The sequence below is a fragment of the Streptomyces sp. LBL genome (assembly GCF_029893585.1).
Classification (GTDB): Bacteria; Actinomycetota; Actinomycetes; order Streptomycetales; family Streptomycetaceae; genus Streptomyces.
The window spans coordinates 25,685-41,226 of the sequence record NZ_JARXYX010000008.1 but is presented as its reverse complement, the minus strand read 5'-3'; the positions used below and the strand labels follow the sequence as shown (position 1 = coordinate 41,226).

Here is a 15,542-nt window from a genome sequence, read left to right as displayed (position 1 = left end):
CCGCAACCGAGCCGGCCCGCAACCAAGCCTGGCCCGCAACCGAGTCAGTCCGCAACCAAGTCAGTCCGCAACCGAGTCAGTCCGCAACCAAGTCAGTCCGCAACCGAGTCAGTCCGCAATCGAGTCGCCCACAACCGAGAAGGAAACCCGCGCTCATGAGTCGTACCAGAACCGCGATGTTCGCCGCCCTGGCGCTGGTCGCCGGGGCCTCCGGGACGGCGTTCGCCGTCGTTCCCGGCGCCGTCGGCACCGCCGCCGCCGCACCCTGCACCGTCGACTACAAGGTGCAGAACCAGTGGGACACCGGCTTCACCGCCAACGTCACCGTCACCAACAACAGTGCGGCGAAGTCCAGTTGGTCGGTGAAGTGGTCGTACGCCGGCAACCAGAAGGTCACCAGCGGCTGGAGCGCCAAGCTCAGCCAGAGTGGCGCCGCCGTCACCGCGGCCAACGAGAGTTACAACGGCTCGCTGGCCACCGGCGGTTCGGTCAGCTTCGGCTTCCAGGGCACCTACAGCGGCACCAACGCGATCCCGGCCGCCTTCACTCTCGACGGCGTGACCTGCAACGTCGACGGCGGCCCCACCGGCCCCACCGACCCCACTGACCCGACGGACCCCGGTGGCGGCACCCGGGTCGACAACCCCTACAGCGGCGCCAAGGTGTACGTGAACCCGGAGTGGTCCGCGAAGGCCGCCGCCGAGCCGGGCGGCAGCCGGATCGCCAACCAGCCCACCGGCGTCTGGCTCGACCGGATCGCCGCGATCAACGGCGTCAACGGCGGGATGGGCCTGCGCGCCCACCTCGACGAGGCACTGAAGCAGAAGGGCTCCGGCCAACTCGTCGTCCAGCTGGTGATCTACAACCTGCCCGGCCGCGACTGCTCCGCCCTCGCCTCCAACGGCGAGCTCGGCCCGACGGAGATCGACAAGTACAAGACGCAGTACATCGACCCGATCAAGGCGATCCTCGCCGACACCAAGTACGCCGGGCTGCGGATCGTCACCACCATCGAGATCGACTCGCTGCCCAACCTCGTCACCAACACCAGTGGCCGGCCCACCGCCACCCCGCAGTGCGATGTGATGAAGGCCAACGGCAACTACCAGAAGGGCGTCGGCTACGCCCTGAACAAGCTCGGTGACGTGCCCAACGTCTACAACTACATCGACGCCGGGCACCACGGCTGGATCGGCTGGGACGACAACTTCGCCGCCAGCGCCACCGTGATGAAGGAGGCGGCCACCAGCGAGGGCGCCACCGTCAACGACGTCCACGGCTTCATCACCAACACGGCCAACTACAGCGCCCTGAAGGAGAACAACTTCACCATCAACGACTCGGTGGCCGGCAAGTCGGTCCGCGAGTCGAAGTGGGTCGACTGGAACCGGTACGTCGACGAGCTGTCCTTCGCCCAGGCGTTCCGCAACCAACTGGTGTCGACCGGCTTCAACTCCGGTATCGGCATGCTGATCGACACCTCCCGCAACGGCTGGGGCGGCACCGCACGGCCGACCGGCCCGGGCGCCACGACCGACGTGGACACCTACATCAACGGCGGGCGATACGACCGCCGTATCCACATCGGCAACTGGTGCAACCAGTCCGGCGCCGGCCTCGGCGAACGCCCCCAGGCCGCCCCCGCCGCCGGAATCGACGCCTACGTCTGGATGAAGCCTCCGGGCGAGTCCGACGGCTCCAGCAGCGCCATCCCGAACGACGAGGGCAAGGGCTTCGACCGGATGTGCGACCCGACCTACACGGGCAACCCGCGCAACGGAAACAACCTGTCCGGCGCCCTGCCCAACGCCCCGGTCTCCGGGCACTGGTTCTCGGCCCAGTTCCAGGAGCTGATGAAGAACGCCTACCCGGCGCTGTGACACCCTGACGTGATCCGCCGGAGTCAGCCCTCGCGGGCCAGACCCCGGCGGATCGCGAACTCCACAGCGGAGTGGTCCCCGTCCGCCCGCTCCAGATCGAAGGGCACCGCCGGATCCAGCGGCGGCTGCGCCACCCTCGGGAAGGTAGCTGCCCGCCCTCTCCGCCGTCGGTTTGTTGCCATCGCGGCAACATCAGTAGCCCCCGTGCGGTGCGTCGGCGCACGCTGGCCCCAGCGCGACGAGAGGCTGGCCACCATGGCGCACGACCATCTGCACGATCACCAGGACCGCAGCCGACACCACCACGACCACACCGATGTCGACTGGGGCGAGATGGCCCCGATGCTGGAGTCCCAGGCGGAGCTGTTCACGCCCCTGTACGAGCGGGCCCTGGCCTGGCTCGGGCACAAGCAGACCGAGCCCGGGCTGATCGTCGACGCGGGCAGTGGCCCCGGTGTCGTCTCCTGTCTGCTCGCCGACGCCTTTCCCGGCGCCCGGGTGGTCGCCGTGGACAGCGCCGAGTCGCTGCTGGAGCGGGCCCGCACCCGGGCCGCGAGGCTCGGCGTCGCCGACCGCTTCGACATCCTCGCCGGTGAACTGCCCGGTGTGCTGGACGCGTTGGACTACCCGCCCGACCTGCTGTGGGCCGGCCGCAGTCTGCACCACCTCGGCGACCAGCGGGCCGCGATCGCCGCGTTCGCCGCGCGGCTCGCGCCCGGCGGCACCCTCGCGCTGATGGAGGGCGGCCTGCCCGCCCGCTTCCTGCCCCGTGACCTCGGCATCGGCCGGCCCGGGCTGCAGGCCCGGCTGGACGTGCTGGAGGAGGAGTGGTTCGCGCGGATGCGCGCGGACCTGCCCGGTACCGTCGCCGAGACCGAGGACTGGCCGGGACTGATGGCCGCCGCGGGTCTGCGGCACACCGGTACGCGCAGCTTCCAGCTCGACCTGCCCGCGCCGACCACGGACCGGGCCCGCGCCTATGTCACCGCCGTCCTCTCCCGTCTGCGCGACGGTTTCGGCGACCGCCTCGACGCCACCGACCGCGCCACCCTCGACCGGCTGCTCGATCCCGAGGACCCGGCGAGCGTGCACCGGCGGCGGGACCTCTTCGTACTGGCGACGCACACGGTGTACACGGCGGAGCGCACGGTGCACCCGGCGGAGCGAACGGGCTGAGACCCACCGTCGGTGCCCGGCACCCTCAGTCGCCCTTGACTTGGAGAGTGGTGACCGAGTTCGGGGTGGGCGTGACGCTGATCGCGCCGGGCCGGGTGGAGACTCCGTTCTGGGACAGCTACGGCAGTCTGCCGCCCGGCCATCTGCTCACCGCCGACCAGATCGCCGACTCGATCGTGTGGGCGGGCCGTCGGGCAGCCCGTCGGCGTCGACGTCAACAGGGTCGTCATACGGCCGATCGGGCAGCCCAACTAACGGGCGCCGGAGGTCAGTTGTCCTTCAGGAACTGCTGTGCGAGGCGGTCGCCGAGGGTGACCGCCGCGCTGTGGTTCTCGATGGGGGACACCTGGGAGTTCTTGAACAGGATGTAGGTCACCCCGGATTCTGCTCCGCCGGTCTCCGGGTCCGGATCGATACCGAGGGACTTCGCGGTGGCGTACGAGGCCTCGCCGATGATCTTCGTGGGGCCGGTGTCGCCGACGACGGCGTACTCGACCTTGTTGTTGTAGATCACGGCGACCACGCCGCCGCCCTTGATGCCGGCGCCGGAGTAGTTCCAGATGCTGCTGGAGCTGGGCACGACGACGTACGGCAGCGCGTCGGCCTTGAGCGGCTTGCCGTTGGACTGGTGGAACGCCGTGTCGTCCTGGTACCAGGGGTCGGTGTCCTCGTTGCAGTTCGAGGTGCGCTGGCCGTCGCAGTCGACGTCCATGTCGGCCTTCCAGAACACCGCGCCGTTCTTGCCGCACACGGGGATCGTGGCCGAAGTCTCGTCGTCGGTCTTGTACTTGCCGCTGGAGAGCTGCGAGCAACCCGTCACCTTGGCGAGCAGGTCGGCCGCGCTGACCGTGCCCTCCTGGGCGGATGTCGGTGAGGTGGCGCCGGTGGCGGTCGCCGGGAGCACTCCGGCGGTGAGCAGGGCAACCGAGCAAGCCACGGAGAGGGTCAGTGGTCGCATACGCACTGTGGGGGACCCTTCTGTTAGGAAAGTTTCCTTACCTGGCGGAACCAAGGTGCCCCCTCTGCATGGTCGCGTCAAGCCTGTCGGCACGGGATGCGCCAGAGGTGTGAGTGCGGCGTGGGGGCGCGGGCGCGCGCCACGACGCCGTACCGCGGCCCCGCCCGGAGGAGGCCGCCGGGGCCCGTACGGACACCGCTCCCGCGTCGGTGGCCCTCGACTCGCCGCGGCCCCACCGCAGGTGAGCGGTCCGGCTGCTGCTCACCCCCGCCGGCGCGTCGGGGCTCGGCGACCCGGTACTGAGGGAGCGGCAGACGCTCGCGCAGTGGGCGGCGGGCCGTGCACTGATCCTGGTGAGCGCCTACGCCACCACGAGCGCCTACGCCATCACGAGCGCCTACGCCATCACGAGCGGCGGCGCCACCACGAGCCGCGGCACGCCCCGGACGCCGCGGGAGAGCGGGTCGGGGCGCGCCGGCGACCGGGAGGACGAGGAGGGTGAGGAGGAGGGGTCAGCCTCCGTTGAACGTCGAAGGGTCCGGGCCCAGGCGCCGGTCCTCGTTCAGGGCGCTGATCGCCGCGAGGTCCTCGGTGTCCAGACTGAAGTCGAAGACCTCGATGTTCTCCTTGATCCGGGACGGGGTCACGGACTTGGGGATCACCACGTTGCCGAGCTGGACGTGCCAGCGCAGCACGACCTGGGCCGGGGTGCGGTCGTGCTTCTGCGCGATGGCCACGATCGCCGGGACCTCCAGGAGGCCCTTGCCCTGGCCGAGCGGCGACCAGGCCTCGGTGGCGATGCCCTGCTCGGCGTGGTACTCGCGGGCCGCCTGCTGCTGCAGCTGCGGGTGCAGCTCGATCTGGTCGACGGCCGGAACGACGGACGTCTCGGCGGTCAGCCGCTCCAGGTGACCGGGTTCGAAGTTGGATACACCGATCGCCCGGATCCGGCCGTCGGCGTACAGCTTCTCGAAGGCCTTGTACGTGTCGACGTACAGGTCCCGGGACGGGGTGGGCCAGTGGATCAGGTACAGGTCCACGTAGTCCAGGCCGAGCTTCTCCAGCGAGGTGTCGAAGGCACGCAGCGTGGAGTCGTACCCCTGGTCGCTGTTCCAGAGCTTGGTGGTGACGAAGAGGTTCTCGCGCGGGACGCCCGAGGCGGCGATGGCCTTGCCGGTGCCCTCTTCATTGCCGTAGATCGCCGCGGTGTCGATGCTGCGGTACCCGGCCTCCAAAGCGGTGGCGACCGCCCGCTCCGCCTCGTCGTCCGGCACCTGCCAGACGCCGAAACCCAGCTGGGGCATCTCGACGCCGTTGTTGAGGATGATCGGGGGGACCTGGCTGCTCACGAGCTGTTGATCCTTACGGTTGTCGTCAGATGGCACTCCCATCGTCAACGATCACGGGCCGTGATGCATTCCTGACCGCGGAATCCGTCGGAATCCAGCGGAACTGACGGACGGCTCAGCGCCAGGAGGACGAGGGTCGGCCGGAGATTGGCCGGAAACGCATCCGACGTCTTCAGTCCGGACCATTGACCACGCCGCCTCGTGCCGCAACTCTGTATGGCGCTGTCGAACGAGTCGCTGAACGTGGTACACGCATGTGAACACCAAGCTGTCCTGGGCTTTCCACACCCCCCACCGTCCGGAAAGCAGGTACGCCGTCATGAACAAGACCACGACGTCGACCGCGTAGACAGAGGCCCCCTTCCGCCAGACATCGGATGAAAGGGTCCGGCAAGCCTCGCCCTCTACCGCAGACCCCACTGCAAGGCCCCACCGCAAAGGCCTCACCGCAAAGGCCTCACCGCAAGGCCTCACCGCAAGGCCCCTTGAAAGGGAGGAACATGAGACGCCGACGCCTGTCCGCGGCGCTGACGACCGTCGCCCTGGCCGCCGTCACCCTGTCCGCTCTGCCGGCGGCCGCCTCGCCCCCGGCCGCAGCCGCGAGCGAGCAGCCCGCGAACCAGCCCGCGAACCGCCCGGCCACCGCCCCCGACTGGTCCGTGGCCCTGGTCGACTCCACCATGGCCCGCTACACCCCGAGCACCATCGGCAGCTGGTCCTACCCGGTCGGCCTCTACCTGTACGGCCAGTACCTCACCTACCGGCGCACGCACGAGGCCCGCTACCTCACCTACATCAAGGACTACGTCGACCGCTTCGTGAAGAGCGACGGCACCATCGACCAGTCCTTCAACAGCCTGGACAGCATGCAGGCCGGCCGGCTGCTGGTGATCCTGCACCATGAGACGGGCGAGGAGCGCTACCGCACGGCGGCGAAGAAGATCCGGGACCGCCTGAACACCTATCCGCGCACCTCCGACGGCGGCTTCTGGCACGCCGACACCGCCAGCCGCGCCAGCCAACTCTGGGCGGACGGCGTCTACATGGTGAACCCGTTCCTCGTCGAGTACGGCAAGGAGTTCGGCGACAGCGCGTACGCCAACGACGAGGCGGCCAAGCAGCTCTCCCTCTACGGCAGCCACCTCCAGGTCGCGAACGGGCTGCTGAGGCACGCCTACGACGAGTCGAAGACCGTGAGCTGGGCGGATCCGCAGACCGGGCTCGCCCCCGAGCACTGGTGCCGGGCGGTCGGCTGGTACTCCATGGCGATCACCAACGTGCTCGACGCGATCCCCGCCAACCACCCCCGCCGAGCCCAACTCCTCAAGATCTATCGGAAACTGGCGGCGGGCCTGGAGAAGTACCAGGACCCGGCGACCGGGCGCTGGTTCCAGGTGATGGACAAGGGCGGCAGCAGCGACAACTGGACCGAGACGTCCTGCTCCAGCATGTTCACCTACGCCCTCTCCCGCGGCGCCCAAAAGGGGTACCTCGACCGGCACTACGCGGCCGTCGCCCGCCGCGGCTACCAGGGTGTCCTGGCGAAGCTCTCGGTCGGTGCGGACGGCCGCACCGATCTCGCCGACATCTCCGTCGGCACGAACGTCGGCGACTACGCCTACTACATCGCCCGCACCCGGGCCACCAACGACTTCCACGGGCTGGGCGCCTTCCTGATCATGAACGAACAGCTGCGAGGTGATTAGTGTCATGAGCACATCCAGAAGGAGGCTGCTGGGCGCCGCCCTCGGCGGCGCGGCGGGAGCCGCGGTCGGTCTGCCGGCCGCGACCACGGCGCACGCCGCCTCCTGGCAGCAGAAGTGGGCGCCGTCCGCGAGCGGTGACGGTCTGGGCGCCTTCGAGTCGATCGAGGACGACCGCGCGGACTCGCACACCGCCGGACAGCCGCACATCTACGCCACCGGCAACAACTGGCGCTTCAACATGCACACGGTCGACCGCGACACGTCGACCGACCGGCAGCGGCAGGAGGTCACCGGACTGCGCACCGGCAGCAGCAGCTACCTGAAGTGGACCGAGGGCCAGACCTGGCGGGTCACGTACTCCATGTACATCCCGAGCTCGCTGAAGGCGACCACCACCTTCACGCACATCATGCAGATGAAGCAGCCGGGCACCGGCACCTCGCCGATCGTCGTGCAGTCCCTGCGCCGGGTCAACGGCAAGCAGACCATCGAGCTGAAGCTCGCCATCGACGACATCCTCATCGGCCGCACCGATCTGGAACCCCTGCACGACAAATGGACGGACGTCGACTTCCAGATCAAGGTCGGCGACGGCTCGGCGGGCTCGGTCCGCTGGATCCTCAAGAGTGGCGGCTCGACCGTCATCGACGCGTCGAAGACCGGGGTCGACACCTTCCTCGCCGACCGTGTGCGCCCGAAGTGGGGCATCTACCGCTCCCTCGGCGACACCTCCGGATCCCTGCAGAACACCTACCTCCTGCTCACCGATCTCCGCGGCTACCAGCTCGGATGAGGAGCCCCGCCCCATGAGACCCCCCACCGTTCCCGGACACCGGGTCGCGGCGATCGTCCTCTTCGCCTTCGCCGTCGTCCTCGGGCTCACCCAACCCGCCGCCCCCGCGGCCCAGCCGACCGCCCCCGCGGCCCAGCCGACCGCTCCCGCCGCCGCTGCCGTCTTCGACGTACGCGACTACGGCGCCAAGGGAGACGGCTCCACCAACGACACGCCCGCCATCAACAAGGCCATCACAGCGGCCGGTTCGGCGAGCGGAGGCGGCACGGTCCGCTTCCCCTCCGGCGACTACAAGTCCAAGAACACCATCCGCATGAAGAGCCACGTGACGCTTCAGCTCGACAAGGGCGCCACGATCCAGGGCTCCAGCGCCGACGCCTACGACAAGGCCGAGTCCAACCCGTACGACGCCTACCAGGACTACGGGCACAGCCACTTCCGCGACGCGATGATCTACGGCGACCGGCTCACCGACATCGGGTTCGTCGGCCAGGGCGTCATCGACGGCATGGGCAACCTGATCACCGGCAACCCGGACTCCGGGGAGGCCGACAAGATCATCTCGCTGACCCGGTGCGACGGACTGCGCATCGGGGACGGGCTCACGCTCCGCCGCGGCGGCCACTTCGCGGCCCTCATCAACGGCTGCAAGAACGTCGTCTCGGACCGCCTGACCATCGACACGGCGAACGACCGCGACGGCTGGAACATCATCTCCACCACCGACGTCACGATCACCAACGCCAGCATCAAGGCCAACGACGACGCACTGGTCTTCAAGAGCGACTACGCCCTCGGCGCCAAGCTCGCCAACGGACACGTCCGTGTCAACGACTCCTATCTGTCGGCCCGTTGCTGCAACGCCCTGATGTTCGGCTCCGAGACCTGCGGCGACTTCTCGGACTACCGGTTCGAGAACATCCGCATCGAGGGCGCCGACAAGTCCGGCCTCGGCATGGTGTCGATGGACGGCGCGAAGATCTCCGACGTCCACTACCGCGACATCACGATGACCGACGTCCACTCACCGATCATGCAGAAGATCGGCACCCGGAAACGGTGCGGGAACAACCCGGGCGTCGGCTCCATCAGCAACGTCACGTACGACAACATCACGGCCACCGGCAACAGCCCCTCCTTCAGCCCCACCCTGTGGGGCGAGAGCGGCCACCGCATCGACGGCGTGACGTTCACCAACGTCAACATCACGGTCCCCGGCGGCAACGGCACCATGTCCACCGCGGTGCCGAGCAACGACCCGGCCGACTACAACCCGAAGGCCATCGGCACCCGGCCGGCGTACGGCTGGTACCTGCACAACGCCGACAACGTCACCTTCACCGACAGCTCGGTGAGGTCCGCGGCGGACGACGGACGCCCCGCGGTCATCGCGAACGAGGCGAGCGGAATCAGGTTCACCGGCTTCACCGCTCAGCGCGGCAGCAACTCCCCGCACGACGTGGGCTTCCAGAACGTCACCGGCTACTGCCTGACGGACACGCAGAACACCTCCGGCGGCGCGCTGCGGGTGTCGGGCAGCGGGTCGAGCGAGAACTGCGCGGCCACGGCGGCGAAGCCGCTCGACCTGGAGAACCCCCGCCAGGAATTCCTGCGCAACTCCGTCGGCGGCCTGTTCCTGCACTGGGGCCTGCGCACCGCGCCCGCCCACACCAGCTGCACCGAGTGGGAGAGCGACGTCACGAACGGCGGCTGGAACGCCGACTACTGGGTGAAGGAGGCCCAGAAGCTGCACACGCAGTACATCGTCCTCGCCTCCTTCCACAGCCGCCTCGGCTACGCCCGCGCCTGGCCGTCGAAGATCCCCGGCTCCTGCTCCACCAAGCGGGACTTCCTCGGCGAACTGGTCACCGCCGCGAAGGCCAAGGGGCTGAAGGTCATCCTCTACATGACCGACGACCCCCAGTGGCACGCCGAGGGCGGCAACGAGTGGCTCGACTCGGCGGCGTACTCCTCGTACAAGGGCAAGGACGTCGACCTGACCACCCGGGACGGCTTCGGGCAGTTCAGCTACGACAACTTCTTCGAGGTCATGGACCGCTACCCCGACCTCGGCGGCTTCTGGATCGACAACGACAACGCGTACTGGGAGAGCAACAACCTCTACGCGCAGATCTACCAGAAGCGCCCGAACTACACGATCAGCAACAACAACGAAGACACGTCGATCATGGACATGATCAGCAATGAGCAGAAGACGGGAATGACGCCGGCGTACGACTACCCGCAGGCGGTCTACACGGCCCAACCCCGCCTCACAGAGGCCGACTTCAAGCTGCCCTCCACCGGCGCCTGGTGGTACGGCGGCACCGACCCGGCGGTCGACAAGATGCTCACCTTCGGCCGTCTCGTCACCAACGTCGGCTCGTCCGTGAAGGCGCTGATGGCGGAGACCGCCCAGGTCAACGGTAAGTTCCCGGCCAACCAGGCCGACTTCAACACCTTCGCGAACTCCTACCTCGACCCCATCTGGGAGTCCCTGCACGGTACGGAGGGCGGCGGCTACATGTACGGCGGTCTCAAGCCGGGCTTCTGGAACGACGGCGCGCACGGCGTGACCACGATCAGCAAGACCAACGCCAACCGCCAGTACATCCACGTCCTGACCCCGCCCAGCACCAGCACCCTGCGCATCCGCGACAACGGCTACCGCATCGCGTCGGTCACCGACCTCCGCACCGGAGCGGCGGTTTCGTGGTCGCAGTCGGGCGGCGTACTCACCCTGGACGGCCTCGGCGACTGGGACCCGTACGACACGGTGTTCAAGGTCACGACGACCGGCCGCCAGGGCATCCTCTCCGGCGTCAAGGTGAGCGCGAGCGCTTCGGCGAGCGGTCACGCGGCCTCGGCCGCCGGTGACGGTGACTACCGCACCTACTGGGACAACAACAAGACCCTCCCGGTCAGCCTCACCTTCGACCTCGGTAGCTCGAAGAAGGTCCAGTACGTCGGGCTCAACCAGCGCGAGGACTCCGTCGCCTACGCCCGCTCGGACACCGAGCAGTCGGCGCGGATCAAGGACTACAAGGTGTACCTGAGCGCCGACGGCTCGACGTGGGGCAGCCCGGTGAAGACCGGCCAGCTGCCGAGCCGCCGCGGCATGCAGGGCATCGACCTGACCGCCGCCAACGCCCGCTACGTACGCCTCGAGGTCGACTCCACCTGGGCCGCGGCCACCGACACGACCCGCTACCAGCGGCTGCGGATCGACGAGGCGTGGATCGGCACCTCGTACGCGACTCCCGCGAAGAGGGGACAGTGATGACAGGCATCACCCGCGTCACCCGCGTCAGATCACTGATCGTGGCCCTGGTCGGGCTGCTGATCGCCTCGGCCGTCCCGCTGCTGGCCGCCGCCCGTCCGGCGGCCGCCTCCGACAACGGCCAGTCGGTCCGGCCCGCGATGGGCTGGAGCAGCTGGAGCTTCACGCGCCGCTGGCCGACCGAGGCGAAGATCAAGGCCCAGGCCGACGCGCTCGTGTCCAGCGGCCTCAAGAACCACGGCTTCGTCCACATCAACCTCGACGACTTCTGGCAGAAGTGCGACGACAACGGCTTCGTCGTCGACTCCTACGGCCGCTGGTCCGTGGACTCGGCCAAGTTCCCCGGCGGCATCAAGGCGCTGGCCGACTACATCCACTCCAAGGGCCTGAAGTTCGGCTTCTACGTGACGCCCGGCATCGCCAAGAACGCCGTCACGAAGAACACGCCGATCGAGGGGACCTCGTACCACGCGAAGGACATCGCGGACACATCGAAGACGGAGAAGAACTACAACTGCAAGAACATGTACTACATCGACTACCAGAAGCCGGGTGCGCAGGAGTTCGTGAACTCCTGGGCGCGGCAGTTCGCCTCCTGGGGAGTCGACTACCTGAAGATCGACGGAGTGGGCAGCCAGGACATCCCCGACGTCCAGGCCTGGGACAAGGCGCTGCGCGCCACCGGACGGCCCATCAATTTCGCGCTGTCCAACAACCTCGCGATCGCGGACGCCCCCACCTGGGGCAAACTCGCCAACAGTTGGCGCACGCAGGGCGACGTGGAGTGCTACTGCGGTCCGGGTGACAACGGCAGCGGCTACCCGCTCACCGACTGGTCCCACGTCTCCTCCCGCTTCAACACCGCGGCCTCCTGGCAGCCGCACGCCGGTCCGGGCGGCTGGAACGACCTCGACTCCCTCGAGATCGGCAACGGCGACCAGGCGGGCCTCACCGCCGACCAGCGCCGGTCCCACTTCACCCTCTGGGCGATGGCCGCCTCACCGCTGCTGCTCGGCACCGACCTGACCGATCTCGACCCGGTCGACAAGGCGATGCTGACGAACGACCGGCTCATCGGAGTCAACCAGGACGGCGTCGCCGCCAAGCGGATCGTGAACAGCGGGGTCAAGCAGGTCTGGAGCAAGAAGGAGAGCGACGGCCAGTACGTCGTGGCCCTGTTCAACACCGGGACGTCCGGCAACGCGACCGTCGCCGTGGACTGGTCTGAGGTCGGCTTCACCGGCTCCGGTGACGTCACCGACCTGTGGTCCGGCTCCCACAAGGGCGTGATCGCCGACTCCTACAGCGCGACTCTGCGGCCCGGCGAGACCCGGCTGATCCGCGTGAAGCCCGTCAATTCCCTGAAGAGCGCGGTCGCTTCACCGGGCATGGCCGTCGCCCCCTACGAGTACCTCGGCTGGGGCAACCCGCCGAACCCCACCTCGGTGATGTCGGCGACCGGCGTCAAGTGGTTCACGCTCGCGTTCATCCTCTCCGACGGCGGCTGCAACCCGAAGTGGGACGGCTCGCGCCCGCTGACCGGGGGCACCGACCAGTCGAGGATCGACGCGATCAGATCCGCCGGCGGTGACGTCATGGTCTCCGTCGGCGGCTGGAGCGGGAACAAGCTCGGCGAGAAGTGCTCCAGCGCCTCGGCGCTCGCCGGCGCGTACCAGAAGGTGATCGACGCGTACCGGCTGAAGGCCCTCGACATCGACATCGAGGACACCGAGTGGTCCAACGCCACCGTGCGGCAACGCGTGGTCGACGCGCTGAAGACGGTGAAGGCGAACAACCCCGGCCTGAAGACCGTCATCACCTTCGGCACCACCACCAGCGGCCCCGACTCCACCGGCGTCGACATGATCAAGCGGGCCGCGAACTCCGGTCTGGCGAACGACGTCTGGTGCATCATGCCGTTCGACTTCGGCGGCGGCACCACGAACATGGGCACCCTGACCACGCAGGCCATGGAAGGACTCAAGGCACGGGTCAAGTCGGCCTACGGCTACAGCGACGCCACCGCCTACGCCCACATCGGGCTGTCGTCGATGAACGGCAACACCGACGACTCGGGGGAGCGGGTGCGGGTCGCCGACTTCAAGACCATGCTCGCCTATGCGCAGGAGCACCACATCGGGCGCCTCACCTACTGGTCCGTCAACCGTGACCGCGCCTGCGGCTCGGGCAACGACGGCGACGCGTGCAGCGGCGTGTCGCAGCAGCCGTACGACTACCTGAAGGTTTTCACCCAGTACACCGGCTGAGGGACACCATCATGAAACGACCCACCAGAACACTGGTGTGGGCCATTCCCCTGGCCCTCGCCGTACCGCTCGTCGGCTTCACCGGGGGCAGCGCCCTGGCGGCCACCGACTACCAGGCCGAGGACGCCGCCATCTCCCAGGGCGCCGTCGCCACCAACCACACCGGCTACACGGGCACCGGCTTCGTCGACTACACCAACGTCACCGGCTCCTCTGTGGAGTTCACGGTGAGCGCGACCGCCGCCGGGACCTCGTCGCTGGCCGTCCGGTACGCCAACGGGACCGCCGTGGACCGGCCGATGGACATCTCCGTGGGCGGCACCGTCGTCGCCTCCGGGGTGTCCTTCCCGGCGACGGCCGACTGGGACACCTGGGCGACGAAGACCGTGAACGTGCCCCTGAAGGCGGGGTCCAACAAGATCCGCGCGACCGCCACCAGCGACGGTGGCGGCCCCAACCTGGACCGCGTCAGCCTCGGGGCGGCCGCCGACACCCAGGCCCCGACCCGCCCCGGCCAGCCCAGTTGCCCGGACATCGGTGAGGACGACCTCACTCTCGCCTGGGGCGCCGCCACGGACAACGTGGGCGTGACGACGTACGACCTCTACGAGCACGGCAACAAGATCGGTGAGGCGCCGGGGAGTTCGACCTCCAAGGCGGTGACCGGCCTCACGCCCGGTACGACGTACAACCTCACCGTCATCGCCCGGGACGCGGCCGGCAACACGTCCTCCGCGAGCCCGGTCGTCGACTGCACGACCAAGGCGAGCTCCGACACCACACCGCCGGCCAAACCCGGTACGGTGTCGGTGTCCGGCATCACGTCGAACGCCGTCGACCTGACCTGGGGCGCCTCGACCGACGACCGGGCGGTCGTCGGGTACGACGTGCGCAGCGGCACCACGGTCTACAAGTCGGTCACCAGCGGCACGTCGACCACCCTCACCGGGCTCGCCTGCGACAGCCCGTACGCCCTGAACGTCGTCGCGCGCGACGCGGCGGGCAACGTCTCGGCGCAGAGCAACACGGTGAACGTCACGACGAAGGCGTGCGCCACCGACGGCGGTGTCCCGTCGTCCGTCGCCACCCTGTCCACGGGCTGGACGATCCCGTGGGGCACCTACTGGATGCCCGACGGACAGTCCGCCCTGGTCACCGAGCGGGACGACTTCCGTGTCTGGAAGGTCACGAAGGCCGGCGCGAAGACCCAGGTGGGGACCGTTCCCAACGCCGTCACGACCAACGGCGAGGGCGGACTCCTCGGCGTCGCCGTCGACCCCAAGTGGGCGACCAACCATTACGTCTACTTCATGCACACCGCGTCCGAGGGCAACCGCGTGGTCCGTATGACGTACGACGGCACCAAGCTCAGCGACTACAAGGTGCTGCTCCAGGGCATCAAGAAGAACCGCTATCACAACGGCGGTCGCCTGGTCTTCGGCCCCGACGGCTACCTCTACGTCTCCACCGGCGAGGCCCAGACACCCGATCTCGCCCAGGACAAGGACTCCCTGAACGGCAAGATCCTGCGCATGACGACGGACGGGAAGGCGGCCCCCGGCAACCCGTTCGGGAACTACGTCTACAGCTACGGGCACCGCAACCCGCAGGGCCTCGCCTTCGACCGCAACGGCCGGTTGTGGGAGGCGGAGTTCGGCAACAGCTCCAAGGACGAACTGAACCTGATCAAGCCGGGGGCCAACTACGGCTGGCCGACCTGCGAGGGCAACTGCAGCGTCTCGGGGATGACCAACCCGAAGGCCACCTGGAACGTCTCCGAGGCCTCGCCCAGCGGTATCGCGATCGTTCGCAACGTCGTCTACATGGCGTCCCTGCGCGGCGAACGCCTGTGGCGGATCCCGATCAACGGCGACAACGAGAGCGTCGGCACCCCGGCGGCGTACTACGTCGGTACCTACGGTCGCCTGCGCACGGTCACCGCGGTGCCGGGCGCCGACCAGTTGTGGTTGACGACCACCAACAGCGACAACAACGGAGGTGAGGCGGACGGCTCGGACAAGATCTTCCGAGTCGATATCAGCTGACCTGGGGTGTGCAGAGCGTTGACCTGTAACAGCAGACATTGCCGGCAGCCGAGTTCGAGGCGATCCTTCCGCCTCTCGACGAGCGTCA

9 protein-coding genes and 2 pseudogenes are annotated in these 15,542 nt (G+C 68.5%); 8 read left to right on the top strand and 3 right to left on the bottom strand.

Translation table 11 applies throughout. The features are described from left to right. The first annotated feature begins 155 nt into the window (after positions 1 to 155). Positions 156 to 1,880 (top strand): glycoside hydrolase family 6 protein, encoded by a 1,725-nt coding sequence (locus M2271_RS11575; protein ID WP_280887063.1) that lies wholly within the window; start codon positions 156 to 158, stop codon positions 1,878 to 1,880. A 23-nt stretch (positions 1,881 to 1,903) separates the two neighbouring features. On the opposite strand, the pseudogene M2271_RS11570 reads toward M2271_RS11575, so the two are convergent. Further along, positions 1,904 to 2,026: pseudogene (locus M2271_RS11570) on the bottom strand (phytanoyl-CoA dioxygenase); the annotation flags it as partial. A gap of 109 nt (positions 2,027 to 2,135) precedes the next feature. On the opposite strand from M2271_RS11570, the gene M2271_RS11565 reads away from it, so the two are divergent. Both M2271_RS11565 and M2271_RS11560 read left to right on the top strand, forming a co-directional pair. Then, entirely contained in the window at positions 2,136 to 3,056 is a 921-nt protein-coding gene (locus M2271_RS11565; RefSeq protein WP_280887062.1) for a class I SAM-dependent methyltransferase, read from the top strand. 50 nt (positions 3,057 to 3,106) lie between these two features. Next, positions 3,107 to 3,311: pseudogene (locus M2271_RS11560) on the top strand (short-chain dehydrogenase); the annotation flags it as partial. 13 nt (positions 3,312 to 3,324) lie between these two features. Here M2271_RS11560 and M2271_RS11555 read toward each other — a convergent pair. Both M2271_RS11555 and M2271_RS11550 read right to left on the bottom strand, forming a co-directional pair. Beyond that, a complete protein-coding gene (locus M2271_RS11555) occupies positions 3,325 to 4,020 on the bottom strand; it encodes a glycoside hydrolase family 75 protein (protein ID WP_280887061.1) in 696 nt (231 codons plus the stop codon). A gap of 506 nt (positions 4,021 to 4,526) precedes the next feature. Beyond that, complete coding sequence (locus M2271_RS11550) at positions 4,527 to 5,363, bottom strand: aldo/keto reductase (RefSeq protein WP_280887060.1); 837 nt, start codon at positions 5,361 to 5,363, stop codon at positions 4,527 to 4,529. 500 nt (positions 5,364 to 5,863) lie between these two features. Here M2271_RS11550 and M2271_RS11545 point away from each other — a divergent pair, with 500 nt between their 5' ends. From M2271_RS11545 to M2271_RS11525, 5 genes are read left to right on the top strand one after another with little or no spacing between them, the layout of a single operon-like run. Further along, entirely contained in the window at positions 5,864 to 7,069 is a 1,206-nt protein-coding gene (locus M2271_RS11545; RefSeq protein WP_280887059.1) for a glycoside hydrolase family 88 protein, read from the top strand. Positions 7,070 to 7,073: 4 nt separating this feature from the next. Then, positions 7,074 to 7,862, top strand: a complete 789-nt coding sequence (locus M2271_RS11540) for a heparin lyase I family protein (protein ID WP_280887058.1) — start codon at positions 7,074 to 7,076, stop codon at positions 7,860 to 7,862. Between the two features lie 13 nt (positions 7,863 to 7,875). Further along, a complete protein-coding gene (locus M2271_RS11535; protein ID WP_280887057.1) occupies positions 7,876 to 11,142 on the top strand; it encodes a glycosyl hydrolase family 28 protein in 3,267 nt (1,088 codons plus the stop codon). Then, positions 11,142 to 13,409, top strand: a complete 2,268-nt coding sequence (locus tag M2271_RS11530) for an alpha-galactosidase (RefSeq protein WP_280887056.1) — start codon at positions 11,142 to 11,144, stop codon at positions 13,407 to 13,409. The genes M2271_RS11535 and M2271_RS11530 overlap by 1 nt, the downstream gene beginning before the upstream one ends. An 11-nt stretch (positions 13,410 to 13,420) precedes the next feature. Continuing rightward, complete coding sequence (locus M2271_RS11525; RefSeq protein WP_280887055.1) at positions 13,421 to 15,454, top strand: PQQ-dependent sugar dehydrogenase; 2,034 nt, start codon at positions 13,421 to 13,423, stop codon at positions 15,452 to 15,454. Positions 15,455 to 15,542 lie beyond the last annotated feature (88 nt).